At 63.3% G+C, this 19,405-nt stretch carries 18 protein-coding genes; 8 read left to right on the forward strand and 10 right to left on the reverse strand.

Features of this window, described 5'->3' with window-relative positions; translation table 11 throughout:
* From A3A9_RS40200 to A3A9_RS0133520, 4 genes are all read right to left on the reverse strand, one after another.
* Window positions 1–531 (reverse strand): vWA domain-containing protein (locus tag A3A9_RS40200; protein ID WP_152536239.1); only part of this gene is annotated, 531 nt, incomplete at its 3' end.
* Between the two features lie 136 nt (window positions 532–667).
* A complete protein-coding gene (locus tag A3A9_RS0133505; protein WP_027062477.1) occupies window positions 668–1,666 on the reverse strand; it encodes a GlxA family transcriptional regulator in 999 nt (332 codons plus the stop codon).
* Window positions 1,667–1,677: 11 nt separating this feature from the next.
* Window positions 1,678–2,577, reverse strand: coding sequence for a bifunctional methylenetetrahydrofolate dehydrogenase/methenyltetrahydrofolate cyclohydrolase FolD (folD, locus tag A3A9_RS0133510; RefSeq protein WP_027062478.1), 900 nt, complete (start codon window positions 2,575–2,577; stop codon window positions 1,678–1,680).
* 171 nt (window positions 2,578–2,748) lie between these two features.
* Window positions 2,749–5,328, reverse strand: coding sequence for a GumC family protein (locus A3A9_RS0133520; RefSeq protein ID WP_027062480.1), 2,580 nt, complete (start codon window positions 5,326–5,328; stop codon window positions 2,749–2,751).
* Window positions 5,329–5,527: 199 nt separating this feature from the next.
* Between A3A9_RS0133520 and A3A9_RS0133525 the strand changes: the two genes are divergently transcribed.
* Window positions 5,528–6,823: a lipopolysaccharide biosynthesis protein gene (locus A3A9_RS0133525; RefSeq protein WP_027062481.1), complete on the forward strand. Its 1,296-nt coding sequence runs from the start codon at window positions 5,528–5,530 to the stop codon at window positions 6,821–6,823.
* 2 nt (window positions 6,824–6,825) lie between these two features.
* Here the strand turns inward: A3A9_RS0133525 and A3A9_RS0133530 are convergent, their stop codons facing one another.
* The 3 genes from A3A9_RS0133530 to A3A9_RS0133540 are packed head-to-tail and all read right to left on the reverse strand — an operon-like array spanning window position 6,826 to window position 9,715.
* The gene (locus A3A9_RS0133530; RefSeq protein ID WP_027062482.1) at window positions 6,826–7,755 is read right to left on the reverse strand and encodes a DUF6492 family protein; all 930 of its coding nucleotides are present in this window, start codon (window positions 7,753–7,755) and stop codon (window positions 6,826–6,828) included.
* Window positions 7,752–8,546: a WecB/TagA/CpsF family glycosyltransferase gene (locus A3A9_RS0133535; RefSeq protein ID WP_027062483.1), complete on the reverse strand. Its 795-nt coding sequence runs from the start codon at window positions 8,544–8,546 to the stop codon at window positions 7,752–7,754. The genes A3A9_RS0133530 and A3A9_RS0133535 overlap by 4 nt, the downstream gene beginning before the upstream one ends.
* Window positions 8,543–9,715, reverse strand: coding sequence for a glycosyltransferase family 4 protein (locus A3A9_RS0133540; protein WP_027062484.1), 1,173 nt, complete (start codon window positions 9,713–9,715; stop codon window positions 8,543–8,545). Before A3A9_RS0133540 ends, A3A9_RS0133535 begins: the two co-directional genes overlap by 4 nt.
* A gap of 171 nt (window positions 9,716–9,886) precedes the next feature.
* Here A3A9_RS0133540 and A3A9_RS0133545 point away from each other — a divergent pair, with 171 nt between their 5' ends.
* The 3 genes from A3A9_RS0133545 to proC are packed head-to-tail and all read left to right on the forward strand — an operon-like array spanning window position 9,887 to window position 13,076.
* Window positions 9,887–10,885, forward strand: a complete 999-nt coding sequence (locus A3A9_RS0133545; protein WP_027062485.1) for a glycosyltransferase family 2 protein — start codon at window positions 9,887–9,889, stop codon at window positions 10,883–10,885.
* Window positions 10,854–12,200: an O-antigen ligase family protein gene (locus tag A3A9_RS0133550; protein ID WP_027062486.1), complete on the forward strand. Its 1,347-nt coding sequence runs from the start codon at window positions 10,854–10,856 to the stop codon at window positions 12,198–12,200. The genes A3A9_RS0133545 and A3A9_RS0133550 overlap by 32 nt, the downstream gene beginning before the upstream one ends.
* Before the next feature lie 60 nt (window positions 12,201–12,260).
* Complete coding sequence (gene proC, locus A3A9_RS0133555; protein WP_027062487.1) at window positions 12,261–13,076, forward strand: pyrroline-5-carboxylate reductase; 816 nt, start codon at window positions 12,261–12,263, stop codon at window positions 13,074–13,076.
* Between the two features lie 3 nt (window positions 13,077–13,079).
* Here the strand turns inward: proC and A3A9_RS0133560 are convergent, their stop codons facing one another.
* Complete coding sequence (locus A3A9_RS0133560; protein ID WP_027062488.1) at window positions 13,080–14,396, reverse strand: NAD(P)H-dependent oxidoreductase; 1,317 nt, start codon at window positions 14,394–14,396, stop codon at window positions 13,080–13,082.
* Between the two features lie 344 nt (window positions 14,397–14,740).
* Between A3A9_RS0133560 and A3A9_RS0133565 the strand changes: the two genes are divergently transcribed.
* From A3A9_RS0133565 to A3A9_RS0133575, 3 genes are all read left to right on the forward strand, one after another.
* Complete coding sequence (locus A3A9_RS0133565; RefSeq protein ID WP_027062489.1) at window positions 14,741–15,736, forward strand: PTS transporter subunit IIC; 996 nt, start codon at window positions 14,741–14,743, stop codon at window positions 15,734–15,736.
* 73 nt (window positions 15,737–15,809) lie between these two features.
* Window positions 15,810–16,271 carry a PTS sugar transporter subunit IIA gene (locus tag A3A9_RS0133570; protein WP_027062490.1) on the forward strand — a complete coding sequence of 154 codons (462 nt, stop codon included), beginning with the start codon at window positions 15,810–15,812 and terminating at the stop codon, window positions 16,269–16,271.
* A 20-nt stretch (window positions 16,272–16,291) separates the two neighbouring features.
* Window positions 16,292–16,579: a PTS sugar transporter subunit IIB gene (locus A3A9_RS0133575; RefSeq protein ID WP_027062491.1), complete on the forward strand. Its 288-nt coding sequence runs from the start codon at window positions 16,292–16,294 to the stop codon at window positions 16,577–16,579.
* Between the two features lie 42 nt (window positions 16,580–16,621).
* Here the strand turns inward: A3A9_RS0133575 and A3A9_RS0133580 are convergent, their stop codons facing one another.
* Entirely contained in the window at window positions 16,622–18,016 is a 1,395-nt protein-coding gene (locus A3A9_RS0133580) for a multicopper oxidase family protein (RefSeq protein WP_027062492.1), read from the reverse strand.
* A 184-nt stretch (window positions 18,017–18,200) separates the two neighbouring features.
* Window positions 18,201–18,854 (reverse strand): TetR/AcrR family transcriptional regulator, encoded by a 654-nt coding sequence (locus A3A9_RS0133585; protein WP_027062493.1) that lies wholly within the window; start codon window positions 18,852–18,854, stop codon window positions 18,201–18,203.
* 102 nt (window positions 18,855–18,956) lie between these two features.
* On the opposite strand from A3A9_RS0133585, the gene A3A9_RS0133590 reads away from it, so the two are divergent.
* Window positions 18,957–19,361: a VOC family protein gene (locus A3A9_RS0133590; protein ID WP_027062494.1), complete on the forward strand. Its 405-nt coding sequence runs from the start codon at window positions 18,957–18,959 to the stop codon at window positions 19,359–19,361.
* Window positions 19,362–19,405: the final 44 nt, after the last annotated feature.

Consider the following 19,405-nt stretch of genomic DNA (forward strand, 5'->3'; position numbering starts at 1 on the left):
GATCTGCTTGCCTTCATCGGCTGTCAGGCCGAAGCCGACGACATCGGCGGTGAAGTCGACGCCGGATGCCTTCAGTTCCTTGCCAAGAGCACAGGGGTCGCCACCACAGGTTTCCAGGCCATCGGTGATGAGGACGACGGTTGCCTTGTCCTCCGTGTATTTCAAGGCTTCGGCGGCCTGCTTGACGGCCGCCGTCAGCGGCGTCTTGCCGAGGAATTTCAGACTGTCGGCGGCGTCCGTGATGGCGCTTGCCGAGCCAGCCTGAGGCGGCACGATCAGCTGGATGTCCTCGCAGCTGCCTTTCTCGCGATGGCCATAGGCCATGAAGCCGATCTCATCGTCGGCGGGAACCGACTTCAGCACGGTTCTCAGCGTTTCCCGAGCAATTTCGAGCTTGGGCTTGCCGTCGATCTGCGCCCACATCGAGCCGGATGCATCGAGAATGATGATGACCTTGTTTGCGGCAAAGCCGAACGTCGTCATCGACAAAAGGAGGATCGCCGCAGCGACGCTCCGTGAAAGTCCCAACATCAGAATCTCCTGAGTAGCCGCCCCGCCTGCGGCTCAAAACTATTTGAGCGCGTGCCGGGACACAAGCCCACACGCAGCCATCTCGCTCAAGGCGCCTGCTTGTCGTCTCCATGTCCGGGCATGGACCGGAACTGGCTCAGTAGGTGGTGCGTCGTTCTTCGGACGGCGGACGGCCAAACTGCAGCCGGTAGCTCTGGGCGAAATACGAATGCGAGGTGAATCCCGTCGCGATCGCCACGTCGAGGATCGGCATGTTGGTCTGGCGCAGCAATTCGCGTGCCCGCTCCAGCCGCAGCCGCATGTAGTAGCGGCCGGGCGTGACGCTGAGGTGGCGCAGGAACAGGCGCTCCACCTGGCGCACCGAAAGACCGGCCGACTTGGCGAGTTGCACCGCCGACAGCGGTTCGTCGAGATGGTCGGCCATCAGTTCGACGATGCGCCTCAGCTTCTCCGACTTGCCGGTCAGGTCGCGCTCCGGCCCGACGCGCTGGCGGTCGCCGGCCGAGCGGATACGCTCATGCTGGAACTGGTTGGCGACGCCATTGGCGAGGTTCGAACCGAAATCGCCGCGCACGATCTCCAGCATCAGGTCGATCGAGGTGGTGCCGCCGGCGCAGGTGTAGCGCTTGCGGTCGATCTCGAAGACATTGCCGGTGCAGTTGATGTCGGGGAAGCGCTCCATGAAGCCGGCGCGGTTTTCCCAATGGATGGTGCAGCGGTACCCGTCGAGCTGTCCGGCCTCGGCCAAAAGGTACGAACCAACCGACAGCGCGCCAAGCGCATTGCCACGCCGGCCCCAGCTGCGCAAGGCCGCCAGAACCTTGCTCTTGCCGGGAAATTCCGTCGTCAGGCCGACCGAAACGAAGAGGATGTCCACCGGCGGCAGGTCGGCAACGGCATAGTCGATCTTGAGCGGCAGGCCGTTGGAGGCCATCACCGGATCGCCGTCGGCCGATACTGTGGTCCAGCCGTAGAAATCGCGGCCGAGCAGGCGGTTGGCCGAGCGGAACGTGTCGATCGCGGCGGCCAGCGAGAACATCGAAAACTTGTCGACCAGCAGGAAGGCGAACTGCCGGCCGCCTTGAACGGGGTCACTCGTGACTGGCCGTTCCTGGGAAACAAAAGGGTTCGGCAAAGCTGGCGCTCTCAGAAGGAGGGCCGTTTCAATCCGGCCGCAAGGTAGGCAGAAGCTAACGTATTGGCCATCAGCATGGCAATGGTCATCGGGCCAACGCCGCCGGGCACCGGCGTGATGGCGCCGGCGACCTTGGCCGCCTCGGCATAGGCGACATCGCCGACGAGGCGCGACTTGCCCTCGCCCTTCTCAGGTGCGGGAATGCGGTTGATGCCGACATCGATGACGGTGGCACCGGGCTTGACCCAATCCCCCCTAATCATTTCCGGCCGGCCGACGGCGGCGACAAGAATGTCGGCGGTGCGGGCGAGCGCAGGCAAGTCCTTCGTGCGGCTGTGGGCAATGGTGACGGTGCAATTGGCGGCAAGCAGCAGATTGGCCATCGGCTTGCCGACGATGTTGGAGCGGCCGACGACAACCGCATTGAGCCCGGACAGGTCCTTGCCGCGCACACGCTCGATGAGAAGCATCGAGCCGGCGGGCGTGCAAGGAACGAAGGCGGTGTCGAGTTCGCCGGTGCCGACCTTGCCGACATTGATGAAATGGAAGCCGTCGACATCCTTCTCAGGCGCGATGGCCTGGATGATCTTGCCGGCGTCGATATGGGCAGGCAGCGGCAGCTGCACCAGTATGCCGTTGATGGCTGGATCGGCGTTGAGGTCGGCGATGATCTTGAGCAACGCCTCCTCAGAGGTTTCGGCCGGCAGCGTGTGCTGGAGCGAGTGAAAGCCGCATTCCTTGGCGGTGCGCGACTTGGAAGCAACATAGACTTGGCTCGCCGGATCCTCGCCGACGATGACGACAGCAAGGCCAGGCTGGGACTTGCCCTTGGCGACCAGTTCGGCGGTCAGCGCCTTGACCGTCTGCACCACATCGGCGGCAACGCTTTTTCCGTCAATCACTTCGGCCATGAACCATCCTCAACACCGTTTCGCCAAAACGCCGCATCGCAGCGGCATCGGCAACATGCAGCGCGGCATTGTCACGAAAATCCGACAACGCAATCCCGTCAAAACGCCGTCCGATGCCGTTTACGCGAAACCGGGTTGGTTTTGTTCGGCCTCCGCGAAGTATTCGGTGGCTCAAAAATAGCGGCGGCGGGCGCGGCTCTCGGTGAGTTCGCGGACCGCTTCGCGGAATTCGCGCAGGCTGGCGCGAATTTCCTCGATGGGCGCCTGTTCGGCGCTTTCCTGGACCTGGTGATCAGGCTCCGGCGATGGCGGGGCTGCATAGGCAGGCGGCTGCGGCGCAGCGGCCTGTGGCGGGTACGGCATATGCCCGGCATAGGGGGCCTGGGCATAGGGGCTGCCTGCCGACGGCTGTGCCTGCCAGGTCTGCGTCTGCGGATAGCTTGCCTGCTGTCCATGGGGGTAGGGAGGCGGAAGGGGAGCCGGATAGACCGGCAACGGTGGCATCAGGGGTGACCGCGACGGCGGACCCATGGGCTGGGAATAGGTGGCATCGAAGCCTGGCTGGAAAGGCGGCCGCGAATAGTCCGACGGTCGAGGCATGAAGGCGGGATCCGGGTTCGGGAAGCCGGAGGGTATGGCAGCATCCGTCGGCCGCGCGTTTTCACCAAAGGCGGCGAACTCGCTGGCGTCATCCACTTCGGCGGGTGGCTTGCGGGACACGGCGTTGCGCAGCTTCGCCATGAGGGCGCCGATCCGCCTGGGCCTTTCGGCTGGCGCGGCTTCGGTCTGCGCGACGAGCGGCGGTGTTGCGGGTGGCGGGGGCGGTGGCGCCGGGGGCACTGGCGCTGCCGGCATTGGCGGCGCCGGTGGCGGTGCTGCTCGAAATGCCTGCGCCTCGAGAGGCGCCTTGCGGTCGCGGCGCGAGCGCGATGTTGCTGTCTCGCGCAAGCTTTCATAGGCGCCGCGCATGGCACCAAGGCCAACGCCAGAGGCAAAGCCAAGCAGCAGTCCGGCAAGCGCCATCAAGGCGCGCGACGGGCCTTTCGCTTCGAGCGGCGCAAAAGCCTTGGAGATCACATTCATGTTGGCGGTGTTGATGTCCTTCTGCTCGCCGGTCTCCTTGGCGCGCAGCAGATATTGTTCGTAAACGGAGCGCTTGGCGGCGGCCTCACGCTCCAGTTCGCGCATCGACACCAAATCGCTGTTGACGTCGCCGCTGCGGACCTTGAGCTGGGCAAGGCGGGAGGAAAGATCCTGTTCGAGCTGAACGGCGCGTTTCAGATCGACCTGCAGCGAAGAGGCGATGCGGCGCAATTCACCTGCGATGCGGTCGCGCGCGCCGGCGATCTGTGCGTTGATCGCCTGGAGTTCGGGATGGCGCGGGCCGAGCCGGATGGCGGCACGATCGGCCTCCTGCTTGAGCGTCGCATATTGCGAGCGCAGATCGCTCATCGTGTTGGAGTTGATCTCTTCCGGCAAGGTGCCGGAGAGAACCGAATTGACGTCGATCGAACGCGCCGAGGCCGCCCTCGCATTCAATTCCAGCGTGCGGGCGCGAGCGACCGAGAGCTGCTCGTTGAGCTTCAGCATCTCGTCGTCGCTGATCAGATGGCCTTGGGCATCGACAAGATCATGCGAGGCCCTGAAATCCTCGACCTTGCGCTCGGCCGCCTCGACGCCCTTGCGCAGGTCATCGAGCCTTGCCGTCAGTTCGTCGGTCGCGCGGCCGGCCGTATCCGACTGAATCTGACCGAAGGTCTGCAGAAACACATCCGTCATCGTGTTGGCGATGAGGGCCGATTTCTCGCCGTTCTGCGTTATCGCGCTGACGGTGATGACGAAGGTCTTGCCGCCGCGCTCGACCGAGAGGCTTTCGGCCAGATTGCCGACGGCGAGCGCGCGCCGACGGACTTGATCGACACCCTCCGGCCCATCCTGGCGTGACAGGATCGAATGGATCAGCGACCTGATGCCGAGGCCGCCGGAGCCCTGACCGTTGAACTCCGGATCGTTGACGAGATTGAGCTTGTCGACGACCTTGTTCAAAACCGTGCCCGAGGTCAGCACCCGGACCTGGTTTTCAACGATGGCGAGCGTAGCGTCGGAAGCGACGACATTTTGGGTAAGGTCACGGTCGGTGAGCTTGAGGTCCCGCGGATCGACGATCAGTTCGGCGGTGGCTTCATATTTCTTCGGCGTCGACAGCGCGATCGCTATGCCCAGCCCGGCGCCGATCAGGGTGGTCGTGATGATCAGCAGCTTCGACTTGGCAATGCCGCGCACCACCTGCATCGGATCGATCAACGGCTTCCATTGCTGGTCGTCACCACGACCGCCAAAGGAGGCATTCGCTTCACCCTCATGGTGGGATCCGGATGTGTCATGAGAGCTAACGCCGGCGGAAGGCTCTTCGGCGGCCGCCCTTGCGCGCGGCATCGCCGGCGGCAAATCGCCGGTGCCGACGCCCTCCTGCGAGCGCCAGGCGTCCTCCTGTGCAGCAGCCTCCGGCTGCTCGTCTGGCCGGAGCCGCTCTGTTTCGGCGGCGGCAGACGGTGTCGGGTTCGCCCGCGCCTCACGCCGTGAACGGGCCAGACGATGTCGTGTGGCAGCATCCTCGCGCCATGACGGATCGGCTCGATCGCCTATGGAGACCAGGGACGGGTCGGTGTCATCCTCGCCGCGCATGGCCTGGCCGAGCGCCAGCAAGGAACGCTCGCGCCTCCAGTCTTCACGGTTTTCCCTGTCGACCATTGTCTTGGAGCTTCACTTTTTGGCCGCTTGGCAGCGGCGGTCGGCCAATCGTTAAGTCACGCTAAACAAGCATAGGAAACAAAAGGTTAATTTCGGCAGGCCGGCGGGTAAGCTTTTCATAACCTCAAGCGCGGGAATTTCAACTTGTTCGGGCCTCAAAACGGCGCGTTAAGCTTTCCCGCCTATGGCTTCCCCGGACATGACCGAGGCTCGCGGCATACCGCAAAGGCGGACTTTCGCCCGGATCGGCACTTTCGTGGCCGAGCGACGGGGGCTGGTTCGCGACTATTTTTCGGCGATCAGCGGCGCCGGTGGGCGACTGGTGTTTTCGCTGGCCTACTTCATCGCACTTGCCAACACCCTGTCCATCTCCGAGTTCGGCATGTTCGCCACCGCTTCGGCGGCCGGCGTGATGCTGTCGCGGATCCTGGCCTTTGGTTTCATCTCGGCGCTCTATCGCACCGCCACCATCCGCCCCAATCTGATTGGTACCTTCACCGCCGGCTTCCTGCTGCTCGGGATCGTATCGCTGCCGCTGCTGGCCGCGGCCTCGTTCGGCGTCTACCTGATCTTCTTCGCCGGCACCGTACCGCTGTCGGTGTTTTCGGCAATCGTCTTCGCCGAGGCGCTGCTGTGGCGGCCGGTGGAAGTGGCGCTGATCGTCAACAACGGGCTGGGCAAGTTCGGCCGTGCTGCCGTGCTGGCGATCCTGGCGACAGCGCTGCGGGCGCTTGGCGCGGTGCTGTTCATGCTTTGGGCACAGCACAGCATCTGGGTGTGGTCGTGGTTCTATATTGGCGCCAACGCAGCCTCGCTGCTTTTGGCTTTCGGCTGGTTCTATCCGCGCCAGCGGCTTCGGCTGCGCATCGAGCTTTATCTGCGGCGGCTTGCCGATTCCCTCTACGTTGCCGGCGCCGAGATACTGTTCTACCTGCAATCGGAGTTCGACAAGCTGCTGGTGCTGGCGATCGGCGGCCCGCATTTGGCCGGCATCTATGCCATCATCATGCGGCTGGTTGACCTCACCGCAATCCCCATCCGCACGTTCTCCATGATGCTGGTGCAACGCATGATGCGCGCGCCGGACCTGTTGTCGCGCTTGACGGTCAAGAGCGGCATTGAGGGCGGCGTGTTCGCGGTCTCGACGGCGGCGCTGCTGGCGCTTGGCATCGTGCTGCATTTCTTCCCCAACGCGCTCGGCAAGAATGTCTCCGAGGCAGCTCCCCTGGTGGCGCTGGCGATCTGCGTTCCAGGATTGCGCAATCTGGTCGAATACCAGGCCGAGCTTCTGTTCGCGCGCGGCCAGACGCTGGTACGCGCGATCAATCTCGGCTTGCTCGCCGGACTGAAGGGGCTGTTGCTGACCTATGTGCTGACGACCATCTCCGACACGCCGAAGCTGGTGCTGTCGCTCAACATCGTCTTCCTGCTGCTCTATCTCGCCTCGATGCTGCTGACCTATTCCGCGATGCGCAAGCCGGCGAAGCCAATCTAAGACTACGAGGATTGAAGCCCGATCAAACGCCGGATGCGGCCGATATCGGTGCCGATGAAGGATTGCATGCCGATCGCCACCTGTTCCGGCGCCATGCCGTCCACGAAGCGGCGGAACTCGTCGTCCGACAGCGCCTCACCCGTCCAGTGGACGCGGCAGAATTCTTCCGAACCGTGGAAGTGACCGGCTCCGTCGAGCAGATCGTCGACATAGCGGCCATAGATCATGCATTCGGAGAATCGGCGCGCCTGACCGACCACCTCGACCCAGTCGCGGCCATGGACCTTCTCGATCTGTCCGCACATGGCAAGCACGGTGTCGCGGCGCCAGGCGATCAGCGTCGAGATGTAATCGTGGACCGACGTCCGCGACGGGTCGATGCCAAGCGCCGAGCCGGCATTGCTCGACCAGATGCGGTGCTCGTCATGCCCCTCCTGCGCAAGCACGCCGTCGCGGCGGAACAGGCGTGCCTCGCCGTCGCGCCAGAAGGCGGCGCAGTCGAACGGCTTCAGGAAAGCGACGTCGGAATCGCAGAAGACCAGAACGTCTTCCACGGCATGGGCCGATATGGCGATGCGGCGCAGCTGCTGCACGTGCCAGCCGCGCAGCGGCTGCGTCTTCAGGCTGAGCCAGACACGCCGGCGAAACAGACTGAGGGGATCGTCGAAAGCGTGCAGCCAGCGCGGCAGCAGGTCGCGCTCATCGATGACGGAGCGCCGGTCTGTCTCCAGCTGACGGAAAAGTGCTACGTCCCGATGTTCGACCAGTATGTAGTGATGCGCGGCACCGGAGACATGCCGGTCGAGCGTCTCGCACAGCAGCCGGCAACGCTCGAAATCCGGTGCGTAACTTGCCGTCACCACTGCTGCGGTCGGCGTTTTCGGCAACAGGCCCGGGCCAACCAGAGGGTCTGGAACGAACCGCTTGTTCAACGGAGCTCTCCGCCCGTTTCGGCTCCACGCGACAGTCTCTGCTTGACGGCGCGCCACAGGAAAACAGGATTGCCGACCACGTAGCGGCGCCACAGCCGGCTTGGCTCGACCGCCAGCCGGAACAACCATTCCAGCCGCAGGCGCCGCATCCACAACGGCGCGCGCGGCACCGAGCCGCTCAGGAAATCGAGCAGTGCGCCAACCGCCACCGGCATAGTGCAATGGCGGTCGTCAATGTGGCGCGCGATCCACAGTTCCTGGCGCGGCACACCCATTGCAACCAGCAGCATATCAGGCCGCAACGCTGCGATCCGGCCAATGATCTCCGGTTCCTGTGCGGCGGAGAAATAGCCATCATGAATGACGACGAAATTGTGCTGCACGGCAAGTGCCGCCAGCTTGACCGACGCCGCCTCGGCGTTGACACGCGTTGCGCCGAGCAGCCCGACGGTCAGCGGCCTCGTCGAGGCCTGCAGGAAGGCCGGCACGAAATCGGTGCCGTTGAGATTGTCCGGAAATGGTGCGCCATAGAGAAGCCTGGCAGCGAGATCGACGCCGATGCCGTCCGGCAGGATGAGGAAATCGTCCAGCGCCTCGGCGAAGGCCGGATCTGAATAGGCGATGTTGGCATTGTGGGCGTTGAGAAAACTGACTTTGGTGAAGCGCCGCTCGGCAATCAGCCGGTTCAGCAGGGCAATGGCATCGTCCCAGCGGATGGCGAGCACCGAGATGCCGAGGATCGTCTTCAGGCTGTCGAGCCCGAATGCGGCGCGGGCGGTGTGCATATTCATGCAAACACCTCCTGCCTGACCGCGCCGAGTTTTTCGAGGCCGAGCCGGATGGCGACATCGAGTGCCTTGACCTGCTGGCGATGGAACGCGCTGCCATCGACGTCTCGGATATTGGCCGCCGCTGTCTCCAGAGCCCTGGCGAAACCGGCCGGATCGTCGGTGACGACGCAATTGTCGGGGCGATGGTCGATGCCGCGCAGCGAGCGGCTGGTGGCGACCGAAGGCAGGCCGAGCTCGAAGGTCTCGATGGTCTTCAGTTGCACGCCGCTGCCGGCGGTGCTTATCAGCGGAATGACGGCAGCACCCGACACGAACGCCCTGGCATCCGGGACACGGCCGACAAACTCGACACCCGGATGCGTCGAGGTGATACCGGAAGGCCTGTGTCCCGCGATGCGGATGCGAAAACCCGGCCGCAGATGCGGCACCACCTTGCCCAGGAACCAGTCGAGGCCGATGCGGTTCGGCTGCCAGGTCCAGGTACCGACCAAGGCGGCATCGCAGTCGATCTGGCGCGGGCCCTTCCGGGTTGGCGCCCTGACGCCGGTCACCAGCGGGAGCACCGCTGAACGGTCGGCGGCGGCGACGCCGAGTGCCGCGCGATCCTCCTCCGCCAGCGTGAACACGAAGCGCGCGCGGCGGCAGAGGCGTTCTTCCACGATTTTGAGCAACCGTGCCTCGCGGCGGAACAGCAGGCGCTGGAAGAGGCTGCCGGCGGCAGCGGCATTCTCCCGCGCCGAAAGATGCTCGACATTGTGGGCGACGAAGATCGAAGGCTGGTCTTCGAACAGCCTTTCAAAGGCGCTGGCAAACTGCACGGAATTCAGCACATAGCCATCGAACGGACCGGCCTGTTCGACAGCGGCCAGAACAGCTTGGTCGGACACCGCGCGCAGCTTGGCCGATGCGAAGGTGAGACCCGACAGCATCGCCTTGCCGACCCAGACTAGTTTTTGCAGCGCCGAGGCACTTTCCGTACGCACGTCGATGGCACCCAGGACAACGGTGTTTTCCGGATCGGCCGCGGCTTTCCCCGGCCAGGTGAAGCCGACGACCGTGACGCGCGCGCCGGCGCGCCGCAAAGCGGCGATGATTGCAGCGTTGGCGATCTCATAGCCCGAGGCGAGAGCGCCGTCGGGCACGATCGATGTGGCGAACAGCAGATGCATCTCACCTATCCATTGGTGTAGCCGGTAGCAAAGCGCGGTGAACCCTTGATTAAGTCATCCTGTTAAACGCGTCGGAACGGCGGAGCTGTGGGCCGCTCAGTGAAAGGTGATTAACGAAAGCTTATCACCGTGGTGCTACCAGAACCCAACTCACGACGCGGCTGGAGACGGATGATCCCTTTGCCATCGGATGGTTCGATATCGATCGCTGGACGGTCTCCCCGGCTTGACGTGGAGGCTGTCGAAGCGGTCGTCACCTTGCCGACGTTCAAGCGACCCGAACAAGTGCTGGAAACGCTGGCGTCGCTTCGCGCGCAGCGGACCGGCCGGCGCTTTGCCGTCATCGTCATGGAGAACGAAGCCGAGGCGCGTGAAGGCGCCAAGGCGGTGCTGCCGCTGTTCGAGCGCGGCGACATGCCAGGCATGGTCATCATCGCGCATCAGCGTGGCAATTGCAGCGCCTACAATGCCGGCTGGCAGACAGCGATCCTGCACTTCCCGAACTTCAGACATCTGCTGGTTATCGACGATGACGAGATCGCCGACCCGCAATGGCTGGAGCGGATGTGCTCGGCTGCGGAAACGCTTGGCGCTGACATTGTCGGCGGCCCGCAGGTGCCCGTCTTTGCCGATCCCGCCCATGCGCAATGGGCCGGACATCCCGTCTTTGCGCCTCCCTACCGGGAGACGGGACGCGTGCCCGCGCTTTATTCGTCCGGCAATCTTCTGGTTGGACGCAATGTGCTGATTGCCATGGGGCCACCCTTCCTCGATCTCAAATTCAATTTCATGGGCGGCGGTGATTCCGACTTTCTCAGCCGCTCGACGCAAAAGGGCTTTGTGCTCGGCTGGTGCGCCGAGGCCAAGGTGCAAGAGACCGTTCCGGCCCGGCGTGTCGAAGCCGACTGGATCAGGGCCCGCAGCCTGCGCAACGGCGTCATCTCGACACTGGTCGAGAAGAAGAAGCGTGCCGGCACGCCATTCGCCGGCGCCAAGGTGTTCGCGAAGAGCCTGGCGTTGCTGGCCGCCTCACCGTTTCGCGGCCTGATCCGGCTCGTGCGGACCGGATCGCCGGCGATCGCCATCTATCCCGTCCATGTGGCGCTGGGCCGCGTGATGGCCGAATTCGGATATGCCAATGAGCAGTATCGTCAGCCCGAGAAAAACTGAGCGCGCCCCGCTCAGCGACGCGTTTACGCGCGATGGCGTGGCGACTGCCATTGCCGCACTGCTGTTCACGGTCATCATGGTGTCGTTCCGGCCGTTTCAACCGGGCGGCGGCGAGCTCACCGGCGACGGCGGCGACATCGTCAACCAGCTCGGCTTCGGCGCGCTCGGCGGCATTTCAATCTTCTCGCTGATGGCCTTCGCCGATCCGCGCGTCGTGCGCTCGCTGCTCAGCCCGTCCTGGACGCTGATGCTGGGTTTCTTCTTCCTGTCGGTGGTGCTGGCGACCGACCCGCCCTCGGCGATGCGCGCCGCCTCCTTCACCATGATCGGCATCCTGACCATGGCAACCATCCTGGTGCTGCCACGCGATGCCGAGGCCATCTCCAAGGTCATCATTTTCACCGCCGTGGTGGTCATGGGCCTTTCCTATCTCGGCCTCATAGTCTTTCCGCACGAAGCGCTGCACACGGCCGATTCACAGGAGCCCGAACATGCCGGCCTGTGGCGCGGCGTGTTCACCCACAAGAACATCGCCGGCCCAATCATGGCCTGCTTCAGCTTCGCCGGCCTTTATCTCTATCGCCGCGGGCAACGCTGGTGGGGCGCGGCAATCTTTTGCGCGGCGATGATCTTCATGCTGCACACCGGCTCCAAGACGACGGCCGGCCTGGTGCCGTTCTCGATCCTGATTGTGGTGCTGCCGAGCCTTATGGGCATGCGGCTCGGCACGCCGATCCTGTTTGCTCTGGCGATCATCGCCACGGCGGTCGGCACGCTGGGCATCGTCTTCCTGCCGCCGGTGAAGCATCTGGCGGCGATCTATTTTCCCGACATGACCTATACCGGCCGCACGACGCTGTGGGAGTTCGCCGGCTCGATGCTGGCGAAGAAGCCATGGACGGGTTACGGCTATGAAAGCTTCTGGGGCACGCCGCTGCTGCTCAACCAGGATCAGCCCTTCGACCGGCCCTGGGACATCCGGACTATCGTGCACGGCCATGACGGCTATCTCGACATCGCCGTGCTGATGGGCATTCCCGCCCTTTGCGTGGCGGTCTACACCTTCCTCATCGCACCGCTGCGCGACTACATGCGTATCCCGCTGCGCCGGGAAAACATCTTTCTCGGTGACTTCTTCATGATGGTGGTGCTGTTCACCGCGCTCAATGCTTTTCTCGAGAGCTTCTTCTTCCATCGTGGCGACCCGGTCTGGCTGTTCTTCGTGCTCGGCGTGCTTGGCCTGAGACAAGTGTCGCTGCGGCCGATCGTGGTGCGTGGCTCCGATCGCGATTCGCGATCTACCCGCCCGGCCTGACAGGGCTTCCACGGCTGGACCTGAACGTCTATGGAGGGGCCTGCTTTTTGGAGGGCTCCAATGACGATCAGGCTTGTTCTCGCCGGGTGCGGCAATATGGGTTACGCCATGCTTTCGGGCTGGCTGAAGTCCGGCAAGCTTGCGCCAGCGACGGTTTTCGTGGTCGAGCCCAATAACGATCTGCGCCAGCGCGCCGCCGCGCTCGGCTGTGCGATAGCTGCTGATGCCGGCGATATTCCGGCCGACACCGTGCCCGATCTCGTCGTCATCGCGGTGAAGCCCCAAGTGATCCGCCACGTCACCACTTCCTACAAACGCTTCGGCGACGGCCGCACCACGTTTGTCAGCATCGCTGCCGGTACCCCGGTCGCCACTTTCGAAGAGATCCTCGGCAACCATGCACCTGTTGTGCGCTGCATGCCCAACACACCCGCTTCCATCGGCAAGGGCATGATGGTGGTGTTCTCCAACCCGCTCGTCTCCGATGATACCAAGCGGTTTGTCGCCGACCTGCTGTCGGCCAGCGGCGAAGTGGCCACCATTGACGACGAAGGCCTGATGGATGCGGTGACCGCCGTGTCGGGATCGGGGCCGGCCTATATCTTCCATTTCATCGAGGCGCTGACCGTGGCCGCCGAGAAGGCCGGACTGCCGACGGCAACCGCCAGGCTGCTCGCCATGCAGACGGTCTATGGTGCTGCCTCGCTCGCCGCCGAGAGCCAGGACGAACCGGGCGTGCTGCGCCAGCAGGTGACCAGCCCGAACGGTACGACGGCTGCCGCCCTTGCCGTGCTGATGGGCGAGGATCGGCTGACCAATCTGCTCACCGAAGCGGTGGAGGCGGCGCGGCTGCGGTCGATCGAACTGGGGAAGTAAGCCTCAACCCGTTCCGTACAGCATCTCATCCTGCAGCCGGCGCAAAGCGAACAGCTTCGTCGTCTGATCAGGCGCGGCATTGCCGGCGGTCAGCAACTCGCCCTTCCTGACCGGTTTCAACACCTTGCCGCCCTCGAGCAGGCCGACCGGCACGGCGCGCTGGGCGCGGGCCTCGCCGACGGTCATCGTCCAGGAGCGATAGCAGGTCTCGCCGATGGCATCGAAGGTTTCGCCGGCGGTCAGGTCACGCTTGGCGACGGCGCATACTTCGGCGACCGGCCGTGGCAGCGGCACCATATCAGGCTTGCCGAACAGCACGATGCGGGCGGCGGTCAGCGGCACTTCCAGTGACGTCAGGTGATAGGGTCGGAACAGGCTGTAATAGGGACCATGGCCGATATGCAGATCGTCCATGCGCTCGATGATGCGCGGGTGCGTCGCCTCGACGATGACGAAGACACCGGGCGCCACACCCTTGCCGATCGTATAATCGACGACGCCTTTTTTCAGCAACAGTCCGCCGTCCTCACGTGGGATCAGCACCTTGACGAGGTCGTCGCGGTCGGCCTTCGGGCCGTGCATGCCGGGCACATCGGGCACCAGGCCGGTGGCGTTGGCGATGGCACACATCTCGACCATGGTTTTCGAGCCGTCGACGAACTCGACCAGCATGCGCGGGTTCATGTTGCGGCGGATCGCTTCCTCGCGATAGTCGTCGGGCACGGCGTCATGATTGAGCGGGTTGTTCTTGCCTTTGCCGGCCGAGACGATGGTCAGGCCCAGTGCGGAGGCGAACTCGATCAGTTCCATGCAGCTGGACGGCTCGTCGCCGGCGCCGACCGAATAGACGACGCCAAGCCGGTCGGCCTGCTGCTTGAGATAGCAGCCAATGGTGACGTCGGCCTCGACATTCATCATCACCAGATGCTTGCCATGCTCCATCGCCATCAGATCGAAATCGGCAGCGACACCGGGTTTGCCGGTGGCGTCGATGACGACGTCGATCAATGGATTGGTGACCAGCATCTCATTGGAGGTGACGGCGATTTTTCCCGCCTCGATTGCCGCGGTGACTTTCGATGGAGTGTCGGCTTCGACCGCCATGGCTTCGTCGCCATAGGCGATACGGATGGCCTCGCGCGCGGTGTGCGGACGCCGCGTCGAGACGGCGCAAACCGATATGCCCGGCATCAGCATGCCTTGCGTGACCAGGTCGGTGCCCATTTCGCCAGAGCCGATGACGCCAATGCGGACGGGACGGCCCTCCGACGCACGCTTGGCAAGATCGCGAGCAAGGCCGGTCAGGGCGACATTGATCATACGGGGATGTCCACAGCTTCTTGATTTGCGGCCGGATTAGCAGGGACCGGTCACCTGTGCCAACGAAACCGGCTCCGGCCGGCCGTTTCCAGCGAAAATGACGCGGGAAACGCGGCTTTCCTTTGCCCGATTGGCCCAAAGGGTCGCCGATTCACATTGCTGTGAACAGCTTCAATAAAACATTCGTTTGCTGAAAAAGGCAAATGTTCACAAGACGACCGCTCGGAGGGGCATTCGTCTCGCGGCAATCTGGGGAGTGCCTTTGCGCCGAGGTGGCGGCAGAGGCGTTGGATGAGATCAAGGAGCATTGCGAGGCATAGGCTCGGGGCTCCAGGGGAGGAAGAATGGATACAATTCTCGCGGGCCCCAAAGGGGCCATCGACACGCTTGGCCCGACGATCCTGCTGCCGATCGTCATTTTCATCATTGCCGTCATTTTGGACGCCAAGGTCAGCAAGGCTTTTCGGGCCGCCGTCACCATCGGTGTCGCCTTCATCGGCATCAACCTGGTGCTTGGCCTGATGTTCACGTCGATCGGCGACGTTGCCAAGGCCATTGTCACCAACACCGGTATCCACCGCGACATCATCGATGTCGGCTGGCCTTCGGCCGCGGCGATCGCCTTCGGCTCGTCGGTTGGCCTGTGGGTCATCCCGGTCGGCATTCTGTTCAACATCGTGCTGCTGCTGACGCGCATGACGCGCACGCTCAATGTCGACGTCTGGAATTTCTGGCACTTCGCCTTTGTCGGCTCGCTCGTCGTGGCCGCCACCGACAATCTGGCCTATGGCATTGCCGTCGCCGCGTTCTCGCTGCTGTTCGCCGACTGGTCGGCGCGCGCGGTGCAGCAGTTCTATGGCGTGCCTGGCATCTCCGTGCCGCATCTCGCTTCGGCGCAGATCCTGGTGCCGATCGCGATCATCCTGTCCATCATACTGCCCGGCAACCGCGTCATCCTGTTCGCTGACCTTGCGGTCATTCCGTTCATCGTCGCCATGGCCGCGCCGCTGGTCAAAGGCAATGTGTTCCGCATGGTGGTGATCGGCACGGTGACCCTGGCCATCGGCTTCTACGTCGCCAACGCACTGGCGCCGCTGTTCACCAGCGCGGCCGTCGCTTCGGGCTTCAAGCTGCCGGCGGACGCGCTGCAGATCACCTCGGTCGTCGACGGCTTCCTGTGGGTGCCCTATGTCATCATCGAGGCCATGGGACTTGGCGTTGTCGGCATCATAGTGATCGCCGTGGTCATCGCCGCCCTGTTTGTCCTCTACCGCCGCAACCCACTCGGTTGGGAACGGGCAGCAGGCGCCGAGGACGAGCCGGCCGAAGGCACCGCCTGAGCACCATCGCGCCTTCAATTCGAAACGAACGTGCGCCCTCCCCGGGCGCACGATCTTATCAACGGAGCAAGATATGCCCGAAGGCCTCATGCAGCTTCTGGATCCCGAGGCGATCGTGCTCGGATCCGATGCCTCGACCAATGAGGAGATCATCCGCATCCTGGCTGGCCGGCTGGAAACCCTGGGCTATGTCAAAAGCTCCTATGCCGACGCGGTCGTGCACCGCGAAAGGACCATTCCAACGGGACTGCCGCTGGAACGCGCCGACAATGTCGCGGTGCCGCATACCGATCCCGAGCATGTGCTGAAGCCCGGCATTGCGATGGGCACGCTGAAGCGGCCCGTGACCTTCGCCAACATGGAAGACCCCGACGAGAAGCTGCCTGTCGGCTTCGTCTTCCTGCTTGCCATCAATGACAAGGACAAGCAGATTGAAGCGCTGCAGTCCGTCATGGCCACCATCCAGAATCCAGAGGCATTGGACGGCTTGAGGTCGGCCGGGACGCTTGACGACGTGCGTGCCGTTCTCGGCTGATAACCAGGGAGAAGCAAGAGATGTCCAGACAGAAAACAATTCTCTTTGCCTGTGGCACGGGCATCGCGACGTCGACCGCAGTCAACGTCGCCGTCACCGAGGCGATGAAGAAGCGCGGCCTCACCTTCAACGCGCAGCAGGCAAAGGCCACCGAAGTGCCGGGGCTGGTCGACAGCGTCGACTTCATCGTCTCCACGACGCCGATCTCGGCTTCCGTGACCAAGCCGGTCATCAAGGGCCTTGCCTTCCTCACCGGCATCGGCAAGGACAAGGTGCTGGACGAGATCGAGGCGCAGCTGCGCAAGTGATGATCACAAGTGGTCGCGGAAACTGACGCCTCCGCTCCAGACTCAGACCACCCTGATATAGCTCGTCATGCCTGATTTCTGATGCTCGATGATGTGGCAATGCAGCAGCCAGTCGCCGGGATTGTCGGCGACGAAGCCGAGCTGGACCTTCTCGTTGGGCTGGATGAGATAGGTGTCGGAAATCAGCGGCTGAACGGGCCGCGTCGAGGATAAAAGCACCTTGAAGCTCATGCCATGCAGATGCATCGGATGCGATTGCGGCGTCAGGTTTTCCATGTCGATGACATAGCTCTTGCCGAGCTTCAGCTCGGCCAGTGGTGCTGTCGGGTCCGGCGTATCGCCCGGCCACGGCACCTTGTTGATGGCCCAGAAACTGTAGCCGAGTGAGCCGCAGATACCGTCGCTCGGAATGTTTTCGGCGGTAGCGCTGAGCGCCAGCGAAATATGCTGGGCGGCGGCGAGATCGACCTTCGCCACCGGATTCACTTCAAGCGGAGCAACATCGCGGACATCCCGCTTGAGCGAGCTGCCGGTCGCATGGAAGGTCGCCAGAACCTTAGGCTTGGTGCCCCTGACATCCCGCAGGCTGACGATCGCGCCCTCTTGGTCGGGCATGCGGATGGCGAGTTCCATGCGCTGGCCGGGTCCGAGCAGCAAGGCATCGGGTGAAAAACGCTCCCGCACCGGATTGCCATCCAGCGCCATCACGGTCGCCTCGGCACCGTCGACGCGGAAGGCATAAATGCGCGTGACATCTGTGATGGCGATGCGCAGACGCACCAGCCCGCCGGCGGGTGCGTCGTATTGCGGCTGGTCGAGCCAGTTGGCGGTGCGCACCGTGCCGTAGGTGCCGGTCCTCGCGGCATCGCGCGGCCGGAACTGGTCGATGAACTGGGCGTCGTCGCCGAGGCGCCAATCGCGCAGATTGAGGACGAATTCGGCGTCGAATTTCGGATCGCTGGGGTTCTCGACCACGATCACGCCGGTCAGGCCGTGCCCCATCTGCTCCAGCGTGTTGCAATGCGGGTGATACCAGAAGGTACCGGCGTCCGGCGGGGTGAAGGCGTAGTCGAAATGATCGCCGGTGTAGACGTAAGGCTGGACCAGGAAGGGCACGCCATCCATCTTGTTTGGAACGCGAATGCCGTGCCAGTGGATCGTCGTCGGATCATCGATGGCATTGACCAGGCGCGCGGCGAACGGCTCACCCTTTTTCATCCGCAGCACCGGCGGCATTCCGGCGTTGCCATAAGTCAGTACATTGTTGGTCGCGCCGGCATCCATCAGCTTCGCCTGGATTTTCGCTGTCTTCAGCACGAGCGGCTCTGGCGTGGCGGCGGCCCAACTGCCAAGCCTGCCCATGGCCGAGAGCCCGACCCCACCTGCGCCGGCGATGGCGGCCGTTTTCAGAAGCCTGCGGCGTGTAAAGACGGTCATTCAAGCTCCAATCGAGAAGACGAGTACCCGGACTCTACCGCTGCCTTGGATCATGCGCGAGCCGGCGATGCAAATGCCGATGTTGGCACACCGCATCCTGATGCCCGGCTGCCGTTCACAGGAAAGCGACGGTGCCGGGGGCAAAAGACAACACGCGCGGACGGGCAATCGACCGCAAGACGCATCACCAGCGGACGGCGCGTGAATATTTCGACCGCACCCCATAGGCGGCAAGGAAGGCTTCGACAGAAGCATCGGCATGCCGCTCAAGGTCGGCCTTGGAGCGCGGGTTGCGTCCGGTGAACATGGCTTCGTTCATGGGGATCCAGAGCAGCATTCCGAAGAGATGACTGGCCGCCAAACGGGGATCGCTGGTCTGCAGCAGGCCCCGACTGGTGAGCTTTTGAAAACATGAAGCCACCGAGGCCAGCATGCGCTCAAAGCCTTTTTCGTACCAGCTGCGGCCAAGCTGCGGCATCCGATCCGCATTGGCGATAATCAGACGCCGCAGCTTCAACAGCTCGTCGTCCATCAGCGTCGTCGTCATGCGTCGGGCGAGCTGCTGCAGGCCACCCTCCATGAATTTCGCCTCGGAAAGCAGCATGGTGACGGACTCGACGATGTCGTTGGTCTGGCTGGCGGTGGACTCGACGACTTCGGTGAAAAGCGTCTCCTTGTCCTTGAAATGCTTGTAGACGGTTTGCTTGGATGCCCCCGCCTTGGTGGCGATTTCCTCCATGCTGGTCCCGTCATAGCCCTTCGCGATGAACGCCGCAGTGGCCGCTTCGATGATTTCCCGATCCTTGCGGGCCGACCTCGTCTCGACATTATTTTCCACAGCGCCCCTCCACCAGTACTAGACGGTACCGTTCCCATGTGATAGCCATTGCGACAGTACTAGACTGGCTAGTACCCGTCAACGAAAGCAAGGTTTGAGCCGATGAGCAAAATGATCTTCCTCAATCTGCCGGTGCGCGATCTGCAAGCGGCCACCAAGTTCTATCTCGCTATCGGCGGCACGCTGAACCCGCAATTCTCCAACGACCAGGCCAGCTCGATCATGTTCACCGACGCGATCGGGGTGATGTTGCTGACCCACCAGCACTACGGCCAGTTCACAGCACGCCCGATCGGCGACGCCAAGCGGGACAGCCAGATGTTGATCGCACTTACCGTCGACAGCAAGGACGAGGTCAATGCCGTCATCGAGAAGGGCGTGACGGCAGGCGGCCGCGCCGATCCCAATCCGGCGCAGGACCTCGGCTTCATGTTCAACCGCCACATCGAAGATCCGGACGGCCATGTGTGGGAGTTTCTGTGGATGAACCCCGCAGCGATGCAATAACGCATTGAAGCGCCCGATGCCGGGGATCACCGCGAGAAGCGATC

Source organism: Mesorhizobium loti CJ3sym (assembly GCF_000472785.1).
In the GTDB taxonomy this organism is placed as follows: domain Bacteria; phylum Pseudomonadota; class Alphaproteobacteria; order Rhizobiales; family Rhizobiaceae; genus Mesorhizobium; species Mesorhizobium loti_E.